Annotated in this window: 19 protein-coding genes; 13 read left to right on the plus strand and 6 right to left on the minus strand. The window is 63.5% G+C overall.

Features of this window, described 5'->3' with window-relative positions:
- Positions 1-41: 41 nt before the first annotated feature.
- Both ABXJ56_RS15760 and ABXJ56_RS15765 read right to left on the minus strand, forming a co-directional pair.
- Positions 42-3,836: a polysaccharide lyase 8 family protein gene (locus ABXJ56_RS15760; RefSeq protein ID WP_354000670.1), complete on the minus strand. Its 3,795-nt coding sequence runs from the start codon at positions 3,834-3,836 to the stop codon at positions 42-44.
- 102 nt (positions 3,837-3,938) lie between these two features.
- Entirely contained in the window at positions 3,939-4,997 is a 1,059-nt protein-coding gene (locus tag ABXJ56_RS15765; protein WP_354000692.1) for an acetylxylan esterase, read from the minus strand.
- 184 nt (positions 4,998-5,181) lie between these two features.
- Between ABXJ56_RS15765 and ABXJ56_RS15770 the strand changes: the two genes are divergently transcribed.
- The 7 genes from ABXJ56_RS15770 (at position 5,182) to ABXJ56_RS15800 (ending at position 13,954) form a co-directional block, all read left to right on the plus strand.
- A complete protein-coding gene (locus ABXJ56_RS15770) occupies positions 5,182-6,252 on the plus strand; it encodes a LacI family DNA-binding transcriptional regulator (protein WP_354000671.1) in 1,071 nt (356 codons plus the stop codon).
- Positions 6,253-6,317: 65 nt separating this feature from the next.
- Positions 6,318-7,679, plus strand: coding sequence for an ABC transporter substrate-binding protein (locus tag ABXJ56_RS15775; RefSeq protein ID WP_354000672.1), 1,362 nt, complete (start codon positions 6,318-6,320; stop codon positions 7,677-7,679).
- A 32-nt stretch (positions 7,680-7,711) separates the two neighbouring features.
- Positions 7,712-8,635, plus strand: coding sequence for a carbohydrate ABC transporter permease (locus ABXJ56_RS15780; protein ID WP_354000673.1), 924 nt, complete (start codon positions 7,712-7,714; stop codon positions 8,633-8,635).
- Positions 8,632-9,561 carry a carbohydrate ABC transporter permease gene (locus ABXJ56_RS15785; protein WP_354000674.1) on the plus strand — a complete coding sequence of 310 codons (930 nt, stop codon included), beginning with the start codon at positions 8,632-8,634 and terminating at the stop codon, positions 9,559-9,561. The genes ABXJ56_RS15780 and ABXJ56_RS15785 overlap by 4 nt, the downstream gene beginning before the upstream one ends.
- A 60-nt stretch (positions 9,562-9,621) precedes the next feature.
- A complete protein-coding gene (locus ABXJ56_RS15790; RefSeq protein WP_354000675.1) occupies positions 9,622-12,120 on the plus strand; it encodes a glycoside hydrolase family 2 protein in 2,499 nt (832 codons plus the stop codon).
- A 113-nt stretch (positions 12,121-12,233) separates the two neighbouring features.
- Positions 12,234-12,944, plus strand: a complete 711-nt coding sequence (locus tag ABXJ56_RS15795) for a TIM barrel protein (RefSeq protein WP_354000676.1) — start codon at positions 12,234-12,236, stop codon at positions 12,942-12,944.
- Complete coding sequence (locus tag ABXJ56_RS15800; protein WP_354000677.1) at positions 12,941-13,954, plus strand: hydroxyacid dehydrogenase; 1,014 nt, start codon at positions 12,941-12,943, stop codon at positions 13,952-13,954. The genes ABXJ56_RS15795 and ABXJ56_RS15800 overlap by 4 nt, the downstream gene beginning before the upstream one ends.
- Positions 13,955-14,017: 63 nt before the next feature.
- On the opposite strand, the gene ABXJ56_RS15805 is transcribed toward ABXJ56_RS15800, so the two are convergent.
- Positions 14,018-15,028 carry a LacI family DNA-binding transcriptional regulator gene (locus ABXJ56_RS15805; protein ID WP_354000678.1) on the minus strand — a complete coding sequence of 337 codons (1,011 nt, stop codon included), beginning with the start codon at positions 15,026-15,028 and terminating at the stop codon, positions 14,018-14,020.
- Between the two features lie 267 nt (positions 15,029-15,295).
- Between ABXJ56_RS15805 and ABXJ56_RS15810 the strand changes: the two genes are divergently transcribed.
- From ABXJ56_RS15810 to ABXJ56_RS15835, 6 genes are all read left to right on the plus strand, one after another.
- The gene (locus ABXJ56_RS15810) at positions 15,296-16,615 is read left to right on the plus strand and encodes an ABC transporter substrate-binding protein (protein WP_354000679.1); all 1,320 of its coding nucleotides are present in this window, start codon (positions 15,296-15,298) and stop codon (positions 16,613-16,615) included.
- A gap of 63 nt (positions 16,616-16,678) precedes the next feature.
- A complete protein-coding gene (locus ABXJ56_RS15815) occupies positions 16,679-17,662 on the plus strand; it encodes a carbohydrate ABC transporter permease (protein WP_354000680.1) in 984 nt (327 codons plus the stop codon).
- Complete coding sequence (locus ABXJ56_RS15820) at positions 17,659-18,507, plus strand: carbohydrate ABC transporter permease (protein WP_354000681.1); 849 nt, start codon at positions 17,659-17,661, stop codon at positions 18,505-18,507. The genes ABXJ56_RS15815 and ABXJ56_RS15820 overlap by 4 nt, the downstream gene beginning before the upstream one ends.
- Positions 18,504-20,990 carry a glycoside hydrolase family 2 protein gene (locus ABXJ56_RS15825; protein WP_354000682.1) on the plus strand — a complete coding sequence of 829 codons (2,487 nt, stop codon included), beginning with the start codon at positions 18,504-18,506 and terminating at the stop codon, positions 20,988-20,990. Before ABXJ56_RS15820 ends, ABXJ56_RS15825 begins: the two co-directional genes overlap by 4 nt.
- A gap of 26 nt (positions 20,991-21,016) precedes the next feature.
- The gene (locus ABXJ56_RS15830; protein ID WP_354000683.1) at positions 21,017-21,943 is read left to right on the plus strand and encodes a glycoside hydrolase family 113; all 927 of its coding nucleotides are present in this window, start codon (positions 21,017-21,019) and stop codon (positions 21,941-21,943) included.
- Positions 21,940-22,863, plus strand: a complete 924-nt coding sequence (locus ABXJ56_RS15835) for an N-acetylglucosamine kinase (RefSeq protein WP_354000684.1) — start codon at positions 21,940-21,942, stop codon at positions 22,861-22,863. Before ABXJ56_RS15830 ends, ABXJ56_RS15835 begins: the two co-directional genes overlap by 4 nt.
- 130 nt (positions 22,864-22,993) lie before the next feature.
- Here ABXJ56_RS15835 and ABXJ56_RS15840 read toward each other — a convergent pair whose 3' ends face one another.
- Genes ABXJ56_RS15840 through ABXJ56_RS15850 form a run of 3 tightly spaced genes read right to left on the minus strand, consistent with a single transcriptional unit; the run spans position 22,994 to position 24,016 of the window.
- The gene (locus ABXJ56_RS15840) at positions 22,994-23,377 is read right to left on the minus strand and encodes a hypothetical protein (protein WP_354000685.1); all 384 of its coding nucleotides are present in this window, start codon (positions 23,375-23,377) and stop codon (positions 22,994-22,996) included.
- Positions 23,378-23,393: 16 nt separating this feature from the next.
- A complete protein-coding gene (locus ABXJ56_RS15845; protein WP_354000686.1) occupies positions 23,394-23,810 on the minus strand; it encodes a hypothetical protein in 417 nt (138 codons plus the stop codon).
- Positions 23,807-24,016, minus strand: a complete 210-nt coding sequence (locus ABXJ56_RS15850; RefSeq protein ID WP_354000687.1) for a hypothetical protein — start codon at positions 24,014-24,016, stop codon at positions 23,807-23,809. The genes ABXJ56_RS15845 and ABXJ56_RS15850 overlap by 4 nt, the downstream gene beginning before the upstream one ends.
- Positions 24,017-24,235 lie beyond the last annotated feature (219 nt).

Raw genomic sequence — 24,235 nt, forward strand, 5'->3', positions numbered from 1 at the left:
AGCGTCAATCAGGACGAGGCACCCGACCAATGCGGCTGGCTTCACCTTCCGCGCACTTGGACGGTGCGTTCACGACTTGGGAGCTCCGCACCGTCGACCGTCACATCAATGAGAAGAATGTAGTTGCCGTCCATGTCCCTCGACGTCCGCCACAACGCCATATGGTGCTGGCCCGCCGTTCGGAACGGCGTGACACCTTCGGCACCATCGACTCGAAAGACTGCAGCCACCTCTCTGCGATCGCCAGGGGCCTCTACCCGGAAGCGTATTGGCAGAGTAGCCCCAGCCTTCAAGGTGCCCTTCGAAGGAGGCTCCTCAACAAACTTGAATGCGCTGTAGCGGATGGTCTGGACCACGCTGTTGCCGGCCTTGTCCGTGGCGGTGATGACGTACTCATGGTCGCCAAAAGAGGTGTCGAGCGGCACCTCCCCGGTGTGAGGAACTTCGATACTCCTACCGTCTTCCGTCACCTCGATCGTGGCCTCGCCACTATCGTCCACCGCCGCAATCTGCATTGCGCCAGCACGGTCGTCCCACACCGCCTCCGGCGCACCGACCGTCAGCTCCGGCGCGGTCGTATCGTAGGCGAATCGAGCATGGAAAGTCTCACCTTGAGCGTCCTTCACATCGACGCGCAACTTGAGCGGATCGAGAGAAAGCACCGTTACTCGGGGATCCTTTTCGAGGGTGGCGAGAACCGGGCGTGAAATCTCGATGTCAACGAATGCTCCCTCAGGAGCTCCGCTCTCAATCCGTACGTGTCGGACCTGCGGTGACCAAACTTTTGAATCGATGTCAAGCACATCGATACGCACATATTGAGTCCCAGCGGGCAAGTCTTCGACCGGCGCCACGTCGGCGATGTTTGTGAGGCCTCCCCCGTCCACAGCGGTATGCGGCTGGGTGAGCTGAACATCAACGGGCGACCACGTCTTGTTGTCCGGAGAAGTCAAGAAGCGCACTCGGTCGAGGATCGGCGAGATGTTCCCGCCAGAACGCTGATGGTTCCATCTCAGCGTGACCAGGAAGTCTTTCGCCTGGTCCACCCGATAGGTCAAGTACTCCTCTGTAGCAGCCAGTCGCTTGAATCCTCCCCCGGGCTCTAGTCCCCAATTATCAGAACGCTCGAAGACTTGCGAGAAGCCATTCGCGGGGTCGTCGATAGTCCCGGCCTTATCTGCTCCTTGCGTGGGATCGCTGACCGCCAGCGTTAGTCCGTCATCTGATTCTCGAGTCATAACCGCAGCTCGCCCGGCGACCGTCATGAATGGCTCTTGACTGGCGCCGATCGTCGTCGGAACGTCGGTCCACGTCATGGCGCCGACGATGCCCAGATCGGCGGCCCTTACCGCGTGCGCCTGTGGTGTCTGCGCAAGAACCTCAATTTCGGGATCTGTCGCGTACGCCGCCGTCGACTCGTCGTCAGCGCCGGGGAGCAAAATGTACGAATACGACGCGTCCACCGGCTGGGCACCATGATTAAGGACAAGACTTGCGAACCTATTTGACGATGCGAGAGTGCTATTTCCGATCTCAGACCAGTCCGCGGATCTGGTTTCGTGGACGGCCCTCAGATCCGCTTTGTCGGGAAAGACGTAACCGAGATCAGACCCCGCTACTCCCCCGCCCAAATGCGCCCAACCGACATCATTGAGTTGACGGTCACCGTCAGCAGCCCCGAGAACGTTGCCGTCAGCCTTGAGTTCACCCGGGAACGCGGCGGACAGGCGGCGATTCTCGACGATCGTCTCGACTTCACGAGCCCGCTCACCCGAAATATCACTCCCTAGGGCGACAACCTCGTCATCGAGTACAAACCAGGACTTCCGTGCAGATACGCCGGTCTCTGGTTGGAGGTGTTCCATCCCCGTCGCACCGAACACGCCGTCTAGATTCACTCCACCCGCGTAGGCGGACGCGCCGTAGCCCTGCGGCACACTCGGTGCCATCTGCACACGCAGAAATCGGGTACCCGACGGCAGTGCGACCGCGGGGCGGAGCACAGACGTGGTCCATTTGCCGGTTTCGGCGACGACGGTCGGGGTGAACTTCACAGGGGCGTAGGTGCTATTGCTGGTAGAAGCAAGAACTGTGAGGCGGTCAAGGCCGCTCTGCCTCGTGTGGTGGACCTCGATAGCGAAGGAAGTTGCGACGGCCGCCGTTGTCCAGGTCATTTGCTCCTGTGAATTCTCTGTTCTGTGAACACGAGATGCGTCTCCATTAGCGCCATTCACACTCTTATCTATGGCCCACCGCGGAGACCGTGAGTGCACGCGAGAAAAATCGTCGAGATTATCAACGAGCGGCTTTGACCCCATAATCTCGACCCTCCCGACCTGCGGTGCCACAACGTCATCCTCCGTATGCTGAAGGACAGTCGTCCCAGGAATGCGGGTCGAATCAATGGTTGGCCAGTAGTCTCCGCCGTACTGGTCGACATCGCTCGTGAACAAGGTGGTTCGACCGTCCGCAGTGTGCCAACCACGGACATTCTCGTTGTTGATAGATTCGTAGTTTTGAGTGCGGCTGGAGTGCATAGCGACGCCGAAAGACCAACCGTCTCGTCGCGCTACATTGCGATCCATCGCCGGCATCTGCATGTAATAGTCGCCGGGTTCCAACTCAGGCACATTCGGATCGTTGAGGATCCGACGCGCTTCCACGATGTTCGGAATTGATCCATTCCTCCAGAAGCTGGATTGCGGATCCGAGAGCAGAAGGTGTTTAGCCAGACTTTCTAGGTGTGCTGATTCTTCGGGTTTTCCAATAGCACGCAGGTCCAGAGCCAGATTTACGAGACCGCTTGCACGATCCTGGCCTCGGGGACGGGCGATGTTACGGCCAGCGAGCGAGTCGTGAATGCGGTTACCAAAGAGGAACGGCTCGAACGAGTCACGCACCCAACTGACGAGATTTGCCTTGTCGGGGTCTGTGATTTCCCAGGGAGAGCCCTCGTAGAGCATGACGGCAAGCGTGGGCTCAATGACGTTCGACCACCCATATCCGGTTGTGTACGGGAACCCCTCATGGAAGAGGACCGATCCATCTCGGTGGAAACCATTAGCGCCGTCTTCGGCGTAGTCGAAGAGTGGGGACAACGCTGCTGTCGCGTTCGCGACCACGTCACCGTCTTCACCCAAAATGCCACGCTTGCCCAGGACCGTCACTGCCCAGGCAAGATTGGCGCCCTCGGACGCGAGATTCCAGTTCACGCTGTGGCCCAGCGTGTCTGGACGAGGCAAGAAGTGGTCAATTGCGGCGATGTACTCATCCAAAAGACCATCGGGGAGTTCGTCGTGCATCAGTGCCAGGATATCGACCAACGCCAATGGAGCTCCCAGCTCCCAAGCGAACCAATTGTTATCGGGACTCTGCGGCGCGAAGGTAACGTCCGCGTTGTACCAGTTGGCTTCCAACCAGACCAGCCCATCAATGATGTCTTTTCGCACGTCAGCATTGCCGCTTAGGGCGCTCCCGTCTGTGCGATATGCGACAGCCATCTCTCGCAAACCGATGAAGCTATTGGTGATGTTCTGGTTGGGAAGTGGTCCGGTCAGATCGGTGAAGACCGAGGACCTTTCGGACGACCGATCTACTCGAGATCGTCGCGTTTCCGCGAGTTGCGTCACTGCTGTGACCTTCGCGGCGACATCAGGATCGGATAGATCCAGACTCTGATCGCCGACAATAGAAGCTACCCACTTCGCTCTCACAGTCGAGAATGGATCCTGCTCGACCGCACTCGCGGGAGGGCCCGCGGTCACGCTGCCACCCAGCAGTAGGGACAGCGCGAGAATCGCACCTTGAAACTTGTTCTTGCGTGTGTAGCCGCGCACAGCGTCTCCTTCGACGGGGGTCGAGGGTAGAGGCTATGCGCCGTCATGGTGCTTGGGAAAGTGCTTTCCGTTCATGAACAGGTGGTCATGAACAAGCGCATCTCACCGAGCAGAGGATGTGACCTTCTCCATCCACGCCAACACCTTGCGTGACTGGTGGGCCTGCCCGCCCTCGTGACCGTTGAACGGATACACCTCGATACTTGCGGGACCGCCATACGCGTTGAAAGCCGCGAACACTGTCGAGGGCGGGCACACAGTGTCCTGCAGTCCAACGGAGAAGATAGCCGGCGCCGTAGCCATCGCTCCCAAGTGCACGCCATCAACATAAGAGAGCGTTCGGAACACTCGGTCCGCGTGATCGCGATGAACCGACAGATACCGTGAGACCTCTTGGTAGGGATCACTGTCGCTGATCTCGACTCCGCGGCGGATGTCACAAAGAAACGGCACGTCGATTACCGCGCCCGCTAGACCGCTCGACAGCCCAGCGGCAGCAAGCGCCAAGCCGCCCCCCTGGCTGGCGCCCAGCACGGTCACGTTGTCTGGATCTGCCCCAGGCAGTACGCGAGCGACATCAACGGCCCGCACCGCGTCGGTTATGAGTCGACGGAAGTAGAAGTTTTCAAAGTCCATGATCCCTCGGGTCATGAAGCCTGGATGAGCGGGCTCCCCCTCGAGCACAGGATCGGGCGTATGCCCGCCGCTTCCCCACCCAGATCCTTGGCCCCGGGAATCAACAACGAGATGAGCGAAGCCGGCACTGGCCCACAGAAGCCGCTCATGAGGCAGACCTCGGCCGCCTCCGTACCCCTGATACTCAACAATCACAGGGAGGCGCTGAACGAGCCCTGCCGGCCTGACCCACCACGCTCGAACAGGGTGACCATCGAACCCAGCGAATGTCACATCCGTCACGTCGACCCGAGACAGGCCAGCACGCACGCTTTCCAACTTGATGAGGACGTCGTGAGCGCGAGCAGCTCTAAGCGTCTGCTGCCACCTTTCTAAAAAATCCGCCGGGCGGTTGAGTGACGGCTGGTACTGCTGCAGTTGAGGGAGAGGCATATCAACGAGAGGCACGTCGGCATTGTGGCACCGCGTCACTCGGTCTTTGCTCGTAACTCTGTTCATGAACAACGGAGAACTATGAACGTTCATCAGTTCGACGGCTTCCGACCCAGCCTCGATCAATCGATTTGCCCGATCAAAGGTAATTTTCCCGTACTCTGAGAGCGCTTCCAATCAAGGCAATCCCATGAACACGCATGTTGACGGACGAGGAAGTTTGGGCTGATGCTTCATGAAACATTCATGACGTGGTGAACACAGGAGGTGTCACAGGATGAGCCGCTCGACGGTCACGGTTAGGGACATCGCCCGACGTGCGAACGTGTCTAATGGCACTGTCTCCCGCGTACTGAACAACCATCTCAACGTTGCCGCGGACCTTCGGTTGCGCGTCATCGAAGCCGTCAATGAGTTGGGCTACTCGCCGAACCGCGCGCGACAGAGAACTGATGAGTTGCCCCAACTCCGTACGATCGGCTTCTTGCTGACCCTTCCTCATCTCGAAGCCGCCCAGGACCTCATGGCACCGTTCTGGGCCCACCTCCTTCACGGGGCCGAAGCGGAAGCTGCGCGCCTGGGCGCGCAAGTGACCTACAGCTCACTCCCGGGTCGGCATGTTCTGCCGAGCGACGTGCTCGAACACATCCAAGACCTGAGTTTGGACGCCACTCTTTTGGTGGGAGCGCCCTCCGCCGCCGTTGTTGCTGCAGTCGAGGAGCTCGGCATACCCGCCGTCGTTCTGGATTCACTTTTGAACCCGGGCGAAATGAGCAGCATCCCACACGACGCAGTCCTCCCCGACTACTTCCACGGGACGTATCTCGTTACTCAAGAACTACTCCGAGCAGGGCACCGGAAGCTTGCCTTTATAGGTGGCCCTCTCGTCGAAGGATCCGTAATCAACGCAGTCGCCGCCGTCGAGATGCGCGCGCGAGGGTTCCGGGAAGCACTTGTTCATGCGGGAGTTATCCACAGTCAAGAGCACATCGCGGAGTCGGACCTTACTCAACAGGGTGGGTACGAGGCTGCGCTATCTCTTCTCTCCCATGATCCAGAGCTTTCAGGGGTGGTCTGCGCTAACGACGCACTCGCTTCCGGTGCCATTCGCGCCCTCCGCGACGTCGGCCGCAGGGTCCCGGAAGATGTGTCCATTGTGGGAGGCAGCGACGAACTTGGTGAGCACATTTTTCCGCCCCTCACCTCCTATCGTTTCGATCAGCCCGCCCTCGGCGCGATTGCCGTACAACGACTAGCTCGCCGAACGAAGAACCCCACCGCACCGGCGCTCACCACACTTCTGCCTGTGGAAGTTGTCCGCCGGCATTCGATCCATCCAGCTTCTTAACGCCTCATCACCACCAATCGGAGCCGATCCCGACGCGGTTCCATTCACCCTCACGGAGAACAATGATGTCTACCAAGCACTACAGCCATGCCCGGAAGACGGCACTTTCCGCTGTCGCCGCGGGATCCACCCTCCTTATGCTCACCGCCTGCAGCGGTGGCGTCACCGGTGGCGGAGACGCGGCACCCGCTGACTCGGGAGGCGAATGTGAGAGCACGATCGATGTCCTCATGCACGCTCACGAGCCGATGGAAGCAGGCCTCCGGGCCGTCGCGGCCGCCTTTGAAGAGGATCACCCGGGCGCGAAGGTTGAGTTCACATTTATCCCGAACGAGAACTTCGCCAACGTTCGAAACGCCCGCCTCACTGCGGGTGACGTCGACATCACCGAGGGCAATTCGTCAGGCGCGACCCGACAGCTACCCGCGTATGTGTCCGGCGCGGAGGAAAGCGATTGGGTTCGAGGCCTCAAGGCGGGTCAGTGGACCGAGCTCTCCGGCGACTGGCTGGATAACTGGTCCCCCGGTGTTCGCGATGCTCTCCAGTGGGAGGGGAAAGACTACTCGGTTCCCACAGGCATCAGCTACGTGACTGGCGTCTACTACAACAAGGACATCTTCGCGGCGAATGGCATCGAACTACCCACGACCTTCGATGAGTTTGTCGCGGCAGCCGAAAAGCTCCAACGCGCCGGCATCACACCTCTCATCATGGGCGGAGCCGAAAAGTGGCCCGTCGGACTCCTGATGGAAGGAGTCGCGTCCACAAGCCTGGACGACATGGAGGCCTTCGACGAAGGTCTCTGGACGGGCGGCGCAAAGTTCACGGATCCGGAGGCCGTCCGCGTCCTTGAGAAGATTCAGACGCTCTACTCCTTTGCAGAGCCGACCTTTCCGGGAATCAGCTCGGCTACAGTGACCGGCCGATTCACCGCAGGAGAGGCAGCGATGCTCCCCGACGGTTCCTGGGGCGCAGCTGGCATCGAGGAACAGAACCCCGACTTCGAGTGGGGATACTTCCCGCTCCCCGGGAGCGACAACGCCGAGGACAACCAACTGTTGCGCGGGAAGCTGGAGACCAACATGGCGATCCCGGCAAACGCGAAGGACCGCGGATGCGCCGAGGACTTCCTCGAGTTTTACAGTCAGCCGGAGCAGTACCAAACGTTCATCACCGACGCGGGCTTCCTCCCGGCGATGCCGGACATTCGAAGCACCGACTTCCTCGAGAGCATCGCGCCGTACTTCGGTGAAGAAGGGTACGCGCCCTCCTGGGGAGGGGTGTTCCACCCGAACCCGGCTGCCGGGCAAAACGTTCGCGTCGGTTTCGCCTACGACCAGATCGCGCCGATGGGCACCGAGTCCGACATGGAGAAGCTCGCCCAGACGTCTCAGGACTCCTGGGACGCTGCCCTCCCGAACGACTGAGGGCCGGGCCGAGAAAGCACTCGACACACCTTATGGCTACAGCAATCAGCCCCTTCGGCACCCAGCGCGCATCGCGCTGGATGCCGTGGGTGGGCTTCACCCCCGCACTTGTCCTCTTCGCACTGTTTGGGCTTGTCCCCGCGATCGGCGTGGTCGTTCTGTCCTTCACAAACATCTCAGGGATCCCGGGCGTTCCTTGGGAATGGGTGGGATTGGACAACTACCGGTTCTTCTTCACTGGACCACAGGCCCAGGAGAACTGGGCGATCCTCGGTCGCACGGCGATCTTCAGCGCCTCCATCGTCGTCATCCAAAATGCAGCAGCGCTCGGGCTCGCAATTTTGTTCACACAAAAGTTGCGTGGGGTCACCCTCATGCGGTCCATCGTGTTCATGCCCACGGTGCTCGGAGTCACGGTCATCGGTCTCATCTGGCTGTTGTTCTTCAATCCCACGGGAGGCCCGGCTGCAGCGGTGTGGGAACTGTTCGGCCAGCAATCCGCTTTCCTCGGAGATCCGCACCTGGCATTTCCCCTGGTGATCATGATCCAGATCTGGTCCGGGCTGGGGTACGGCATGATCATTTTCATCGCTGCCCTTCAGGCCGTGCCCTCTGACCTCCATGAGGCCGCAAGGGTTGATGGTGCGAACGCCTGGCAGCGGTTCCGGAACGTTACTGTTCCGATGATCGCACCGGGCATCACCGCGAATGTGCTGATCTCGATCATCGGAACGCTGCAGACCTTCCAGCTGATCTTCGTTCTGACCGGGGACAATCCCTACACGTCGGTGCTAGCGCTAAAGATCTTCACAATTGGATTCACCGCGAATGCAACGGGGTCCGCTATCCAGCAGCAGGGGCTCGCTTCCGCGATATCGATCATTCAGTTCGTCATGGTCGGCATCATCGCCCTCACCACCCTGTGGTACCTCCGTCGACGGGAAACGCAGCTATGACAACTCTCGACTCACCCGCCCAGACCACTCCCCCCGTCGCCCCCAAGGTCTCCTCTGGTCGTCGCCAGCGACGCCTGAACCGCACCAAGAACAACTACAGAACGCAGCGGTTGGCCACTGGGCAGCGGACGCTCTTGTATGCGATCGCCATCGCAGCGGTCGGGGCATATGTTTTCCCCCTGCTGTTCCTGCTCAACACCGCCCTGAAAACGTCGGAAGAGTTCGTTGCCGATCCGATTGGGCCGACGCAGTCGTTCGCTATAGGCAACTTTGTAGAGGCGTGGGAAGCTGGCAACTTTGGAGCCTATTTCTTCAACTCGCTGCTATACACCCTCGTCGCAGGAGTCATCAGTACCGTGGCTGCATTGCTGCTGGCTTTTCCCGTGGCGAGAGGCTACCTAGCAGGCTCGAAGGCGTTCTGGCCGGCATTCTTCGTTGTCTCACTCTTCCTACCGAACGCACTCACGGCCCAGTTTCAGCTGATGCTGGAACTCGATCTTTATGGTTCCCGCCTGGGATACATACTTCTGCAGGGTGCCAGCCTCGGCATCGGGCCGTTGCTCATCATGGGATACCTTCGTTCGCTCCCCCGAGAGCTCGACGAAGCTGCAGCAATCGATGGATGCGGGTACTTCCGCTACCTGTTGACGTTCATCGTGCCGCTCGCTCGGCCCGTCATTATCACCGTCTTTGTGCTGCAGTGCATCGGGACATGGAACGACATCATTCTCGCGACCATCTACCTAGCTGACCCAGCCAAGTACCCAGTCACCGTAGGGCTCTTCGCCTTCAAAGGCCAGTACAGCAACGACTGGGCGCTGCTCGCGGCGGCGGTACTCCTCGTCGCGATCCCACTGATTCTTCTATACGCCTTCGTGCAGAAATACATCATTGCCGGCGTGACCGACGGCGCGTTGAAGAGCTGACCTTCGCTCTACCGCCGCTTCCGCACCGCGCCCGCCGCTCTACCCTCATTTGGAGTTCACGTGCCTCACCTCACCCCTCTGCCCTCCACATGGACCCTGTCCATGATTGCTGGCGCTCACGATGCGCCGGCGCATCTCGAGAACCGCGCCATCAGCGCGACCGTACCTGGATGCGTTCACACGGATCTCATGGCTGCGGGGGAACTCGAGGACCCCTATCTCGACGACAACGAAGAGCGGCAACACTGGATCGGCCGTTCCGTCTGGCACTACTCGACAACAGTGACCGCCGAAACCGACGGCGCCGAACGTATCGATCTCGTGGCTGAGGGACTCGACACCGTGGCATCAGTATCTGTCAACGACGTCGAGGTGGGCACCTCTCGCAATATGCACCGCAGTTCCCGCTTCGATGTTCGCGATGCATGGCGTCCTGGTTCCGACAACACGGTGGCCGTTCGCTTCGACTCGGTATGGGAGGAAGCCGACCGGGTCGCGGAACTCGTCGGCGGACACCGGGGAGGGCCATACGGTATGCCCTACAACATGGTCCGCAAGATGGCCTGCAACTTTGGGTGGGACTGGGGCCCCACGCTCGTAACGGCCGGGATCTGGAAGCCCATCCATGTCCATGCTTGGAGCAATGCGCGCCTCGAAAGCGTCCGCCCTGTAGTCACCGTCGATGGTGCGGACGGCGTCGTCGAGATCCGCACCGATATCGAGCGCGCGGGGGTCAACGCCCCGACCGAGCTCCTACTTCGGGTTCGCGTCGGTCGTCATGAGGCCGTGACCGTCGTCTCCCCCGGGTGCGATGGCGCAGACGTGACCGTGCACATCCCAGAAGTGCAGCGTTGGTACCCCCGCGGCTATGGTGAGCAGCCGCTATACGACTGCACAGTCTCGCTCGAGACTTCCGATGGCACCATCGTCGACTCCTGGAACCGACGTCTCGGCTTCCGAGAAGTCGAGGTCGATACGTCGATCGACAACGAAGGCCGCACTCGCTTCACCTTCATCGTGAACGGGCTGCCGGTCTTTGCTCGCGGGGTCAACTGGATCCCTGACGACTGCTTCCCCACTCGCGTGACGCCAGCGCGGTACCGCGATCGGTTGCAACAGGCGATCGACGCGAATGTCGATCTCATCCGCGTATGGGGAGGAGGGCTGTACGAGAGTGACACGTTTTACGACCTCTGCAACGAACTGGGCCTCCTGGTTTGGCAGGACTTTCTTTTTGCCTGCGCCGCCTACCCCGAAGAAGAACCATTCCGTTCAGAGGTTGAGGCCGAAGCGCGGGAAGTCGTCACGCGCCTCATGCCGCACCCTAGCTTGGTCCTCTGGAACGGCAACAACGAGAACAATTGGGGCCTCTTCCAGTGGGAGCTAGATATCCCGCTGGGCGACCTCAGCTGGGGCGAGAAGCTCTACTCCGAGCTCTTGCCAGCCGTCGTCGCGGAGGTGGATCCCACTCGCACCTACTGGGTCAGCAGCCCTTGGTCGGGCAGCGAAGACCTGCCTCCGAACGATCCCAACCACGGCAACATCCACGTCTGGGACGTCTGGAACGGTCGAGACTACACCGCCTACCGGGAGTACACTCCTCCATTCGTCTCGGAATTCGGCTGGCAGGCTCCGCCAAACTGGTCGACTCTCCGTCGCGCAGTCAGCGACAGCCCCCTTACACCGGAAAGCCCTGGTGTTGCCCATCACCAAAAAGCGAAGGGCGGCAATGGCAATCTCATGCGCGGGTTGGCTTTCCACTTCCCTGAGCCCAATTCCACCGAGGACTGGCACCACCTCACACAGATCAACCAGGCCCGCGCCCTGACTGTCGGAATCGAGCACTGGAGAGCCCAGTGGCCGCGCACCGCCGGGACGATTGTGTGGCAACTGAACGATTGCTGGCCTGTGGCCTCCTGGGCAGTCGTCGATGGGGATGGAAAGAGAAAGCCCGCGTGGTTCGCCTTGAGGCGTGCCTACGCAGACCGGCTTGTGAGTATCCAGCCAGCAGCAAGCGGCTTGGAGATTGCGTTGGTCAATCAGTCGGCCGAGGATTGGAACGTAGAGCTCGCCCAGCGGTCGATCGGATTTGACGGCCACCTGGGCAAGGAGGAGTCGGATTCGGTAACCGTACCTAGTCGTTCCGTTCACCGGATGCCCGTACGGGTTGCGCTCACGGATTCTCGTTCAGAGGTGATTGTCGCCGAAGCTGACGGGTATCGCGCTCTGTGGTTCGCGGAGGAGGACACGGCGTTGCATTACGAGCCAAACCCCCTGTCGTCGTCCTTCACCAGGGTGGAGGACGGCTATGAGGTGGTCCTCACTGCACGTAGCCTTGCGCGAGATGTCGTCCTACACGCCGATCGCATCGATCCGAATGCAGTAGTGGATGATGCGGCGTTCACAATGCTCGCCGGCGAAACAAGGATCCTGCGTGTTCAGACGGCCGAGGTTTGGGAAGCAACCACGCTTTGTAGCCCCGGCGTCCTGGCCACGGTGAATGACTCGGTGACCAGGGCTCGGAGCGAAGCCTCCGACCTTGTTGCAGTCAGGGGGTAGCGATGTTGCCCAAGGCGGGCGCTGAGGTGAAGACAAGTGCGCGGACGCGGAGATCTTCTCTGCTCCGACCGGGCCTATGCTCGGTCACGTACCGAGGCATCGACATCGCGGGTGTGGCCGACCTGGCGCGAAGCGCCAATCTCGACGCGGTCGAATGGGGCACTGATGTTCATGTGCCGCTAGACGATGCCCTCGCGCAAGATCACATCAGGGAGTGGGCGGGGAACGGTGGCCCGGCGGTCGCGTCACTGGGAACGTACTTCCGTGCAGACCCGTCGGCTTTCCCAGGAGAGATCGATGCGATCATTGCCGCGGCACGCCGAGCAGATGCACCACGGGTCAGAGTGTGGGCAGGTGCTCAGCCTTCCGAGAGCGCCAATTTCAGCTACCGGAGCATGGTTGTCGGCAAGGTCCGCGAGCTGGCTGAAGCTGGTGCTGAAGCCGCACTGACCGTCGGCATTGAACTCCACGAAGGGACGCTCGCGGACACAGAAGTCTCCGCCGCACGCCTTCTGGATGAGATCGATCGCCCCAATGTCGGATCGTACTGGCAGCCCGGTGTCGGTATACCCGCGGCGCATGCCTTGTCGGGCCTTCACCTACTCGTGGATCGTGTCGTCGCAGTCCACGCGTTCTCATGGTGGCCAAGCTATGAACGGCAAACCCTCAGCGCGCGGCCTGCGCTCTGGCGGCCGGCCTTTGATTTGCTGCGTAGCCAAAATCGCCCGCTCGATGTCCTTCTTGAGTTCGTGCCAAACGATGACCCCAGCCTTCTCGCGCGCGAAGCGGATGCGTTGCGAGGCCTTATTCAGGAGTCGTCATGAGCTATCCCAAAGCAGCCATGCTCATGCGAACCGATCTTCCGACAGACCTGTTTGACGCGCGCACATGGCACCACCTGCACGAAGTGGTGCACATCGCTTCTGACTTGCCTGCGTCCACATGGCCGGAGGCACACACTGCTGGATGGCAGGAGGAAGTGGAGATATTGCTCACTGGCTGGGGGGCCCCCTACATCAATGAATCCGCGCTCGACGACATGCCGAATCTGCGAGCCATCGTCCATGCCGCAGGGAGCGTGAAGGAACTCATTGCACCCGCAGCGTGGGAACGAGGAGTGGTGGTTGCGACTGCAGCGGAGGCGAACAGTATTCCCGTTGCCGAGTTCACGCTGGGCTGTATTCTCTTGGCCTTGAAACGATCGTGGCTTGCCTCAGCGAGACTGCGTGGCGTGGTAACCGGCGGCGTTCCAAGCTCCTCGTCGGGTCTGGAAATGGTAGGCACGTACAACCGTGTAGTGGGCATCATCGGCGCTTCTCGCATCGGGCGGCGACTTATCGATCTCCTGCGGCCTTTCGACGTTGACGTCCTCGTCTACGATCCCTTCGTTACCCAAGCGGACGCCAACGACATGGGGGTGGAGCTCACAAACCTGGATGCTCTCCTCGTTCGCTCTGACATAGTGACCTTGCATGCCCCCTCGAATTCGGCCACAAGACACATGATCACTGCCCAAAGGCTCTCGTTGATGCGGGATGGAGCAACCCTCATTAACACCTCTCGAGGCGCGCTTGTCGATCATCTCGCGTTGACACGGGAAGTGATCTCGGGGCGGCTGAGCACGATTCTGGATGTAACTGATCCTGAACCACTGCCAGCAAATCACCCCCTACTCCACGCTCCGGGGGCTTTTGTCACCCCCCACATCGCGGGCGCCCTGGGTACGGAGCTTCGTCGCTTGGGAAGTTGGGCGGTTGAAGAGATCAAGCGCTACACCGAGGGCATTCCGTTTGCGGCGCCCGTCACGTTAGATGATCTTTCACGGATCGCGTGAACCTGGAGTCGATTGAGTGAAAAATCGACGTGCGTGAGTACACGGATATCCAGCTGACCGCGGCTATCCCGTCACAGGTGACCGCTCGCCTGTCCCCCGAGAGACGAGCCACGTCGGCAGTTCGATCTGGCGACTGAAGCCGGTGGGATCCTCAATCCGCTCGAGCGCGAGCCGCGCGGCCTGCCGACCGAGCTCGACCGGGTCGTATGAGACGACTGTCACCCCCATAAGGTCGGCCGTGTCGAAGTCATCGAAGCCGATCAGTGCTGTCGCGTCGTCCCCTCGCGCACGGAGAGCCCGGAGCGCGCCCACCGTCATGCGGTTGTTCCCCGCGATGATCGCGGTGGGCGGCTCCGCCGCATCGAGAAGCTGCCCGACGAGACGCTCCGGTCGCTCCGCCGGGTCATCGACCAACAGCTCCCAACGGGCTCCGTCCTCGATTCCTGCCGCCGCGAGGGCCACCCGGCGGCCCGCGAGGCGCTCCTCCTGCGAGTAGACCGCCGCGGGATTGCACACGTAGGCAATGCGTCGATGTCCATGAGAGATGAGCTGCGAGGTCGCCGCCTCGACGCCGGCACGGTTGGCCAACACGACGGAATCGGCGATCAAGTTCCGTGCCGGACGGTCGACGCACACCACGGCCGTACCAAGCTGACGCTCCCCCTCGAGATACGCCTGATCGCGACTGACGGGGATCAGCAGCAGCGCATCGATCCGCTGACCGAGGAGCGTCTCGGCGACCTGCTCCTCCCCCTCCTCGGTGTCATCCGTCGTGGCGAGCACCAACCCGTACCCCTCCTCGCGGAGAACACGCTCGATACCCGATGCGACCTTGTAGTAGAACGGGTTGCCCAGCTCGCCGATGATGAGACCCATCGTCCGCGTGCGGCCGCCGCGGCGCAGCCCCCGGGCCAGCGCATTCGGGCGGAAGCGCAGACGCTTCGCGGCGGCGAGGACTCGCTCGACTGTCTCGGGAGCGACGAGCTCGCGCTGGCTAAACACCCGTGACACGGTCTTGGCGCTGACGTGCGCCAGACGAGCGACGTCTTCGACAGTGGCGCGCTGCGCGGTCATTGGCAAGCTCCACCCTCACGTAGAACACAGCCCGGCATAGGCATGTCTGACGTGGACATGTCACGAGACATCCAGCTCCCCTTCCTTACCTATTGGCTCATAAAAACTCCTGGTCAAGTCGATTCTTACCTCTGGGAAGGAGATCGGTCAAGCCAAGACAGCCTTGTCAAAAGCTCTTGTCAACGTCGGACATCATGTTTATCGTCAATGCAACGCCGTATCGATGCGGCCACACAGATCAAGGGTGAATCTGCAAAGGAGATGCACATGAGGCGCAAGACGACCGCGATCGCCGCCTTCGGGCTGGCGAGCGCACTGGCACTGACGGGCTGCGCAGGCGGCTCGGGGAACGATGATCCCGACAACACCATCGACGGCGAGGTGCAGGGCGAGGTGACCTTCGTGACCTGGCGGACCGATCTGGTGCAGGACGGCACGTTCGACGCCTACGCCGAGCAGTTCTCCGAGATGTACCCGGACGCTTCGGTGACGTTCGAGAGCATCACCGACTACGAGGGTGAGATGCGGACCCGGTTGAGCACCGAGAAGTACGGCGACGTGCTCGGCATCCCCAACAGCGTTCAGCCCGACCAGTTCGCCGACTACTTCGAGCCGCTGGGCCAGACCGACGACTTCGCCGACACCTACCGCTTCCTCGCCCCTAAGAGCTTCGACGGCGTGCAGTACGGCCTCGCACTCGGCGGCAACGCCAACGGCCTCGTGTACAACACCGCTGTCTTCGAAGAGGCCGGCGTCACCGAGGTGCCCAAGACGGAGGAGGAGTTCCTCGACGCACTTCAGGCGATCCAGGACAACACCGACGCGATCCCGATGTACACGAACTACAAGGACGGCTGGCCCCTCAGCCAGTGGACCGGCAACGTCGGCGCCCCCAACGGCGACCCCGACGCGATGAACGCCATGACCGCGGACGACGCCCCGTGGACCGAAGGTACGGACATCTACGCGATCGACTCGCTCCTCTTCGACGCCGTCGCCGGCGGATACACCGAAGAAGACCCGCTCACCACCAACTGGGAGCAGTCGAAGGTCGACTTCGCCACCGGCAAGATCGGCGTCATGGGCCTCGGCTCGTGGGCCATCTCACAGCTGCAGGCGGCTGCGGAAGACAACGGCGAGTCGGCGGACGTCGTCGGCTACATGACCTTCCCCGCAACCGCACCCGACGGCGCCCAGTACGCCGTCGTCGGCGGCGACTACAACCTCGGCATCAACGTCAACTCCGAGGTCAAGGCGGCCGCGAAGGCCTGGATCGACTTCCTTCTCGAGGAATCCGGCTTCACCGAGACGCAGGGCATGGTCTCGGCGCTCGAAGCGGACCCGCTGCCGTCGAACCTCGCGGGCCTCGAAGAGGAGGGCGTCGAGTTGCTCGAGCTCAACGCGGCCCCCGCCGGCGAGGAGTCACTCCTCACCGACATCGCCGACGGCGCTCAGATCGACCTGTACGGGAACATCTACCGCCAGAAGCTCGTGGACATCGCCCGCGGCGCCGCTTCGGGCGACAAGGAGTCGTACTTCCAGGAGCTGAACACGGCGTGGGCGGACTCCCGCGCCCAGGTCGGCTGAACCCGCACCGCTGATCGGTTCCGGTCGGGGCACCCCCGCCCCGACCGGAACCCCGGAGGAACCATGTCTTTCACCGCCGCAGCCCCCGACGCACCCGCCGCGTCGGGACCCGCCATCGTCCCGATCTCGCCACGACCGGGACGCCGTCGCCGTCGCCGCGATCAGAGCCCGCCGGGTGGGCGAAGCGTCCTCGCCCGCCTCACGCCGTACCTCTTCATCGCCGCCGCGGTCGGCCTGCTGCTCCTGCTGACCTACCTGCCTGCAGCCAACATGCTCTGGTACAGCCTCACCGACTGGGACGGCATCGACAAGCAGCAGAACTTCATCGGCCTGCAGAACTACGTCGAGGTGTTCACGAACCCGCGCGTGTTTGGGGTCTTCTTCGTCAGCATCTACTACTTCGTCGGCGCGTTCGTTCAGATGGCCATCGCGCTGTATTTCGCCGCACTGCTGTCGACGCGCACGCGGTTCTCCAACTTCTTCCGCGGGGTGCTGTTCTTCCCCTACCTCATCAACGGCGTCGCGATCGGCTTCGTGTTCCTCTACCTCTTCCAACCCGGCGGCACTCTGGACACGGTCCTCGGCTGGTTCGGCATGGCGGAGACCCCGCTGTGGCTCGGCGACCCGAACGTGGCCAACTTCTCCCTGGCCGGCACCAGCATCTGGCGCTACACCGGGATGAACTTCGTCCTCTTCCTCGGCGCGATGCAGTCGATCCCCCGCGAGCTCTACGAAGCGGCAGAGATCGACGGGGCGAACGACTGGCAGCAGTTCTGGGCGCTCACCTTCCCCGGCATCCGTCGCATCATCGGCTTGAGCTTCATCCTGGCCGTCGCCGGCAGCCTGTCGGTGTTCGAGATCCCCTTCATCATGACCGGCGGCGCCAACGGGACATCGACCTTCGTCATCCAGACCCTGCAGACGGCGTTCACCTTCCGGCAGGTCGGACTCGCCTCTGCCATGGCGATCGTGCTCCTCGCGATCGTGCTGCTGGTGACGTGGGTGCAACGCCGCGTGTTCCCCGACGAGAAGGTGGACCTCACATGAGCACGACCGCTCTCCGCCCACCGCGCGCCGGCCGCTCCATCGGCGCGACGATCAAGTACCTTTCGCTCATCGCCGGCGTCGTGGTCACCCTCGTACCGCTGTCGGTCGTGCTGATCGCGAGCCTGAAAACCTCGCAGGAGATCGGTACGACCGGACCGTTCGAAGCTCCGGGGTCGTGGCTGAATCTCGAGAACTTCATCATCGCCTTCGAACAGGGCGGAATGGTGGAGGGCTTCATCAACACCACCATCGTCCTGGCGTTCTCACTGGTGGGCACCATCTTCATCGGCACCACGGCCGCCTATGCGCTCGACAGATTCCGCTTCCGCGGCAAGACGCTCGTTGTCGGCCTGTTCCTCATCGCGACGCTGATACCCGGAGTGACCAGCCAGGTCGCGACCTTCCAGATCATCAACGGGCTGGGACTGTACGACTCGATGGCCGCGCTCGTGCTGCTGTTCATGGGCACCGACATCATCTCGATCTACATCTTCATCCAGTTCATGCAGTCGATCCCCGTCTCCCTCGATGAGGCCGCGATGATCGACGGCGCGAACCGGTGGACGATCTACTGGCGGATCATCCTGCCGCTGCTCAAGCCCGCGATCGCCACGGTCGTCATCATCAAGGGCATCGCGATCTACAACGAGTTCTACCTCCCCTTCCTCTACCTCCCGTCCGAGGGCCTCATCTCCACGTCGCTGTTCCGCTTCAAAGGACCGTTCGGTGCGAACTGGGAGATCATCGCCGCGGGCACGATCCTCGTCATCATCCCCACCCTCGTCGCGTTCCTCGTCCTGCAGCGATGGATCTACCGCGGCCTGACCGCCGGAGCCGTCAAGTGACCCCCACTCCCCTCGCCCGCCGCCCGATCGTCGACGGCTGGACACTCCACGCCGGCCGCGGCCCCGTCCCCGACGAGGTACGCGCACGCCTCGACACGGGCGTCGTGGCCGCGACGGTCCCCGGCTGCGTGCACACCGACCTGATGGACGCCGGGCTCATCCCCGACCCCTATCTCGATGACAACGAAGCGCTCCTGGCGTGGATCGGCCGCGTCGACTGGACCTACCGCACCACGTTCACGTGGTCACCCGACGGTCATGATCGGCATGACCTGGTCTTCGACGGTCTCGACACGATCGCGCGGATCGAGGTGAACGGCCGAGTGCTGGCCGAGACAGCGAACCAGCATCGCTCGTACCGGATGCCGCTCGACGCGACGCCCGCGGATACGTTCCTCCGTGACGGCGTCAATGAGCTGGTCGTGCATTTCACGGCGCCGGTGCCGCACACCAACGCCCAGAGCCTGACCCTGGGCGTCCGCCCCCGGCCTTACCCGTTCCCCTACGAGGCCATCCGCAAGTCCGCGTGCAGCTTCGGCTGGGACTGGGGCATCGCGACCGCCACGTCCGGCATCTGGCGCGAGGTGCGCATCGAGTCGTGGTCGACCGCACGTCTGGCCGAGGTGCGCTTGCGCGCCGATCCCGACGGAGACGGGGGTGCCGTCACCGTCACGGTCCAGGTGGAGCGCGCCGATCCCGCCACCGCCGACGACCTTCGCGTCCGCATCGGGATCGCCGACGCCGTCGCGGAACACACACTGTCACATCACGCTGACGCTGTGACGCTGCGCCTGGACCTCGAGCGGGTCGAGCGATGGTGGCCGGCCGGGTACGGGCATCCGCACCTGTACGACGCGACCGTCGCGCTCCTCACGGCCGCGGAGACCCTCGACACCGCCGAGCGTCGGGTGGGCTTCCGCACCGTGGAGTGGAACACCACTCCCGACGAAGCCGGCACCCCGTTCACGCTCGTGATCAATGACCAGCCGATCTACGTCAAGGGCGCGAACTGGATCCCCGACGACGCGTTCCCCTCCCGCGTCGACCGAAGCCGCTACGGGCGGCGTCTCCGTCAGGCGCGGGATGCCAATCTCAACCTGATCCGCGTGTGGGGCGGCGGCATCTACGAGAGCGACGACTTCTACGACCTGTGCGACGAGCTTGGCCTGCTCACCTGGCAGGACTTCCTCTTCGCCTGCGCCGCATACCCCGAAGAAGAACCTCTGCGCTCCGAAATCGAGGCGGAGGCCCGCGAGAACATCGTGCGCCTGGCCTCCCATCCCTCTCTCGTGCTGCTCAACGGCAACAACGAGAATCTGTGGGGATTCGAGGACTGGGACTGGAAGCGCCGACTCGACGGCCGCACCTGGGGTGCCTTCTACTACTACGACCTGTTCCCGCGACTGGTCGCCGAACTCGCCTCGCACGTGCCGTACGCACCCGGCAGCCCCTTCAGCCCCGGCGGCGAGCATCCGAACGCCGAAGAGCACGGCTCCATGCACCTCTGGGAGCAGTGGAACCGTCAGGACTGGCTCACCTACCGTGATCACCGGCCCCGGTTCGTCGCGGAGTTCGGCTGGCAGGGACCGCCGACGTGGACCACCCTTCGCCGCGCGGTCTCGGACGATCCGCTCACACCGGAGTCGCCGGGCATGACGGTGCACCAGAAGGCGATGGAGGGCAACGTCAAGCTCACCACCGGTCTCGTACCGCACCTGCGCGTTCCCGACGACATGGAGAGCTGGCACTGGGCGATGCAGCTGAATCAGGCGATCGCGGTCCGCACCGCCCTGGAGCATTTCCGCTCCTGGGCTCCGCACACCATGGGCGCCGTCGTGTGGCAGCTGAACGACTGCTGGCCGGTGACCTCCTGGGCGGCGATCGACGGTGACGAGCGCGCCAAGCCGCTCTTCCACGCGCTGCGACGGGCGTTCGCCGATCGCACGATCAGCATCCAGCCGCGCGACGGAGGTCTGGCCGCGGTCATCGCCAACGACACCGCCGACGCGTGGTCGAGCAGTCTGTCCGTCAGACGCCTCACCTACGCGGGCGCGGTCCGCGCGGAAGAGACGATCGGCTTCGACGTCGACGCGCGCGGCACGACGACCGTCCTCCTTCCGGACGCCCTCACCCGGACGGATGCCGCCGAGGACGAAGTCCTGGTCGCCGACGCCGATGCGGTGCGCGGCACGTGGTACTTCGCCGAGGCGCGCGACAGCACGCTTCCCGCCGCGCGATTCTTCGTCGAGGTCTCCTCCGTCGACGGGGGGAGCGAGATCACCGTCACTGCGGACTCGATGCTTCGGGACCTGACCTTCCTCATCGACCGGATCGACCCTGACGCGCACGTGGAGGACGGACTACTCACGCTGCTGCCGGGCGAGCGCGCGACCGTTCGCGTCCGTCACGCCGGGGCGCTGGATGCCGCGCAACTCGCCGACCCGAGCGTCGCCCGCACGATGAACGAGCTGGTGACCCCGTGAGCCTGCCGGGCGGGCCCGTATGCGGGATGACGTGGGGCTGGGTCGGCATCCGCGGCGAGTGGGACACCGCCGACGCCGCCGCCTCGATGACCGCGATGGCCGACCACGCCGTGACCTGGACCGCCCTGGCCTATGCGGCTGAACAGGCGACCGCGTTCTCCACGGACATCCCCTTCGATCAGGAGCCCACGGTCACCGACGATGAGATCGTCGCCGCGATCCGACGCGCCCACGGCCTGGGGCTGAAGGTCGTCCTCAAGCCCGTCGTCAACGTCGCGGACGGCACGTGGCGCGCGCACATCGGCTTCTTCGACTGGGATGTCCCGGGCGAGCCGTCGTGGACGCAGTGGTTCGCCTCGTACCGGCGCTTCCTCCTGCACGCCGCGCGCATCGCCGAGGCGGAGGGCGTGGCGATGCTGTGCATCGGATGCGAGATGGTGCGCGCCGACGGGCAGGAGGCTCACTGGCGGACCCTCATCGACGACATCCGCCAGGTGTACTCGGGGCCGCTCACGTACAACTGCGACAAGTATCAGGAGGATCACGTCACCTGGTGGGACGCCGTCGACGTCATCTCGTCGAGCGGGTACTACCCGACCGGAACATGGACGGAGAATCTCGACCGGATCGAGACGGTCGTCACCCGGGTCGGCAAGCCCTTCTTCTTCATGGAGGCGGGGTGCCCGAGCCGGAAGGGATCGTCGCGACTCCCCAACGACTGGGGCCTGCCGGGAGCACCGTCGGGCCCGGAGCAGCGGGAGTACTACGCCGAGATGTTCGCCGCGTGCGAGAGCCGCGCCTGGGTGGACGGTCTGATGCTGTGGGACTGGCCGGCGCGCCTGTACACCCTCGACGACGCAGCGGCGAACGACGACTACTGTCCGTACGGCAAGCAGGCGGGCGACCTCATGCGCGACACCTATCGCCGCTGGACCACGAAGGGCATGCGATGACCGCGGCAGGCGCCGTCGTGGCGATCGACGCCGGCCAGACCGGGATGAAGGTCCGCGTGGTCCACCGCGATGCGGCCCCCATCGATCAGATCTTCCCCGGCATCCGCACGCACGAGCCGCTCCTTCCGCAACTCGCGGCCGTCGCCATGGCCGTGACCCGCGAACACAGAGTGCGCATCGATGTGCTCGCCGCGGGAGTGTCAGGGCTCACCCCGGCAGAAGCGGATGCCGAGTCCCTGCGCGCCGCCGTCGTCACCGGCCCTCCCGATCGAGTCCTCCTCGCCCACGACTCGGTCACGTCCTACCTCGGAGCGCTCGGGGATCGCCCCGGCGCCGTGGTCGCCGCCGGGACAGGCGTGGTCACCCTCGCCGTCGGCGGGCACCGTGTCGCCCGGGTCGACGGATGGGGCAACATCATGGGCGACGCCGGCAGCGGCTACTGGATCGGTCGCGAAGCGCTCGACGCCGTCATGCGCGCCCACGACGGCCGCGGACCACGGACGGAACTCTCGGAACTCGCCGCCCAGTACTGGCCCGACATCGAGAGTGCGTACATCGAGTTGCAAGGCGCCGACGATCGCGTCGCGCGGATCGCTGCGCTCGCTCGCGGGGTCGCGGCACTTGCCGATCACGACGACGTCGCCGGCGCCATCTGCCGTCGCGCCGCGAGTGAACTTGCCCACTCCGTCGCGACCGCGCTCGACCGCGTGGCCGACGCTCCGACGGACGAAGCGCACGTTGCCGCGGTCGGGGGCGTTTTCCACGCCAACGCGATTCGCGCTGGCTTCGCCCGTGAGCTCGCACTGCGATACCCCCAGGCCCGCCTCCATGCGGCACAGGGCGCCGGGGTAGACGGGACCGCCGAGCTCGCTCGCCTCGACCCCGGTCACCCTCTGTTATCGCACGTCTCGGTGGCTTAGGGAGGGAAGGGAATCTCTCTCCCTAAGCACGTGGGAGCCTGCTCTGGTGTCACGCGCGAATGCAGGGCGATCGCGGTCGTCTTCGATGCGTCGCTGGGTGCGCGTTCGGCGGTCTGCAATTCCCAGCCAGTTACGTCCGGTCGGGGTCGTCGCTGGGACGGTCGCATTGCTCGGTGATCGCAAACCGATTCCGGCCCCCGGCGTGGAGAACCATGTGACCGGCGGCGAATGCGTCGGGCTCTTCCTCGCGGAGCTCCACCCACGGGGTGCGGTCGCTCGCGTCTGCGAGCTGTTCGCGCAGCGCGGCCGCGGGGGTGACGTAGTGTGCGTCGCCTTCGTCGTCGTTGCGGCTGTGCTTGGTGATCCACGCGTCCGCGGCCGCGGTGTACCCGAGGGCGCGCAGGAGTGTGGCGAGGGTGTCCACCTCGTGGCAGGACAACGACGGCGCGACGTCGTAGGTGAGGTCGCCGGTCCAGGTCAGGGCGAATGCTTCAAGGGCGTCTGTGGTGTTCACGGTCGGGTCCTCTCGGTTAGGCGTAGTGGGTGGCGCGGTCGTCGCCCCCGGTCCACGGGTAGGCGTTGGCGCAGCGGGTGATGGCGACAGTGGGGCGGTCGCTGTAGTGGTGGACCTTCCGCCGGAATGCCTCGCCGGTGTACTCCCCCGGGACGGGCGCGACGTGCTCGGCCATGAATCCGGCATCCCCGGTCACGGGCGAGCGGATCGGGCGGAGGGTGACGGTCTTCTGGGTCGCGCCGACAACCTCGTAGTAGTCGACATTGGTCTGGTCGTATCCCCATCGGGACACGAGGATCGCGCCGACCGTGAAGGGCGCGGGGGCGGCGTCGACGACGGTCGCCGGCTTCTCCTCCCCCGCGACTGCGCGCCGGTACTGGCGGGCGGAAATCTGCCCGAGCTGGAGGCCTTCCAGGTGTGCGCGGGCGCTCATGCCCCTGCCTCGACTTTCTGCAGGGTGTCGACCAGGATCGTTCCCTCTTCGCCGGTGACGGTAACGGTGCTTGCGACCTGGTAGCCGTGGCGGGCGTGGTCTGCGAGATCCATCGCGCGGTCAGTCAGGCGGCGCATGTTGGCGGGGTGCTCGTCCGCGTGGACGGAAAGAACGGTGGTGATCGAAACGATCGAGACGGTGCTCATGGTTTCTCTTTCCCCTCCTCGTTGTTTTGCCGTGGAGGCACGAATGTGCCGAGCAGGGGATCGCGCGGAACGCCACCCGGAGGGCGCGCAGCGCGAGAGTTTCCGGGCGATGTGAGGGAGCGCAGCGACCGCGTCCGGAAACTCTCGCCGGAGCGGCGGCGGAGCCGCTTGCGTGCAGCTCGAGCACCCGTACGATGCCGAAGGCTCCACGGCAGAACA

The organism is Microbacterium aurantiacum, from assembly GCF_040532595.1.
Classification (GTDB): Bacteria; Actinomycetota; Actinomycetes; order Actinomycetales; family Microbacteriaceae; genus Microbacterium; species Microbacterium chocolatum_B.

Coding starts and splice junctions, on each gene's coding strand:
- ABXJ56_RS15800 (WP_354000677.1), top strand. CDS start 12,941: ATGAGCTATCCCAAAGCAGCCATGCTCATGCGAACCGATCTTCCGACA.
- ABXJ56_RS15820 (WP_354000681.1), top strand. CDS start 17,659: ATGAGCACGACCGCTCTCCGCCCACCGCGCGCCGGCCGCTCCATCGGC.
- ABXJ56_RS15835 (WP_354000684.1), top strand. CDS start 21,940: ATGACCGCGGCAGGCGCCGTCGTGGCGATCGACGCCGGCCAGACCGGG.
- ABXJ56_RS15805 (WP_354000678.1), bottom strand. CDS start 15,028: ATGACCGCGCAGCGCGCCACTGTCGAAGACGTCGCTCGTCTGGCGCAC.
- ABXJ56_RS15780 (WP_354000673.1), top strand. CDS start 7,712: ATGGCTACAGCAATCAGCCCCTTCGGCACCCAGCGCGCATCGCGCTGG.
- ABXJ56_RS15845 (WP_354000686.1), bottom strand. CDS start 23,810: ATGAGCGCCCGCGCACACCTGGAAGGCCTCCAGCTCGGGCAGATTTCC.
- ABXJ56_RS15765 (WP_354000692.1), bottom strand. CDS start 4,997: ATGAACGTTCATAGTTCTCCGTTGTTCATGAACAGAGTTACGAGCAAA.
- ABXJ56_RS15770 (WP_354000671.1), top strand. CDS start 5,182: ATGAGCCGCTCGACGGTCACGGTTAGGGACATCGCCCGACGTGCGAAC.
- ABXJ56_RS15815 (WP_354000680.1), top strand. CDS start 16,679: ATGTCTTTCACCGCCGCAGCCCCCGACGCACCCGCCGCGTCGGGACCC.
- ABXJ56_RS15830 (WP_354000683.1), top strand. CDS start 21,017: ATGACGTGGGGCTGGGTCGGCATCCGCGGCGAGTGGGACACCGCCGAC.
- ABXJ56_RS15785 (WP_354000674.1), top strand. CDS start 8,632: ATGACAACTCTCGACTCACCCGCCCAGACCACTCCCCCCGTCGCCCCC.
- ABXJ56_RS15775 (WP_354000672.1), top strand. CDS start 6,318: ATGTCTACCAAGCACTACAGCCATGCCCGGAAGACGGCACTTTCCGCT.
- ABXJ56_RS15810 (WP_354000679.1), top strand. CDS start 15,296: ATGAGGCGCAAGACGACCGCGATCGCCGCCTTCGGGCTGGCGAGCGCA.
- ABXJ56_RS15850 (WP_354000687.1), bottom strand. CDS start 24,016: ATGAGCACCGTCTCGATCGTTTCGATCACCACCGTTCTTTCCGTCCAC.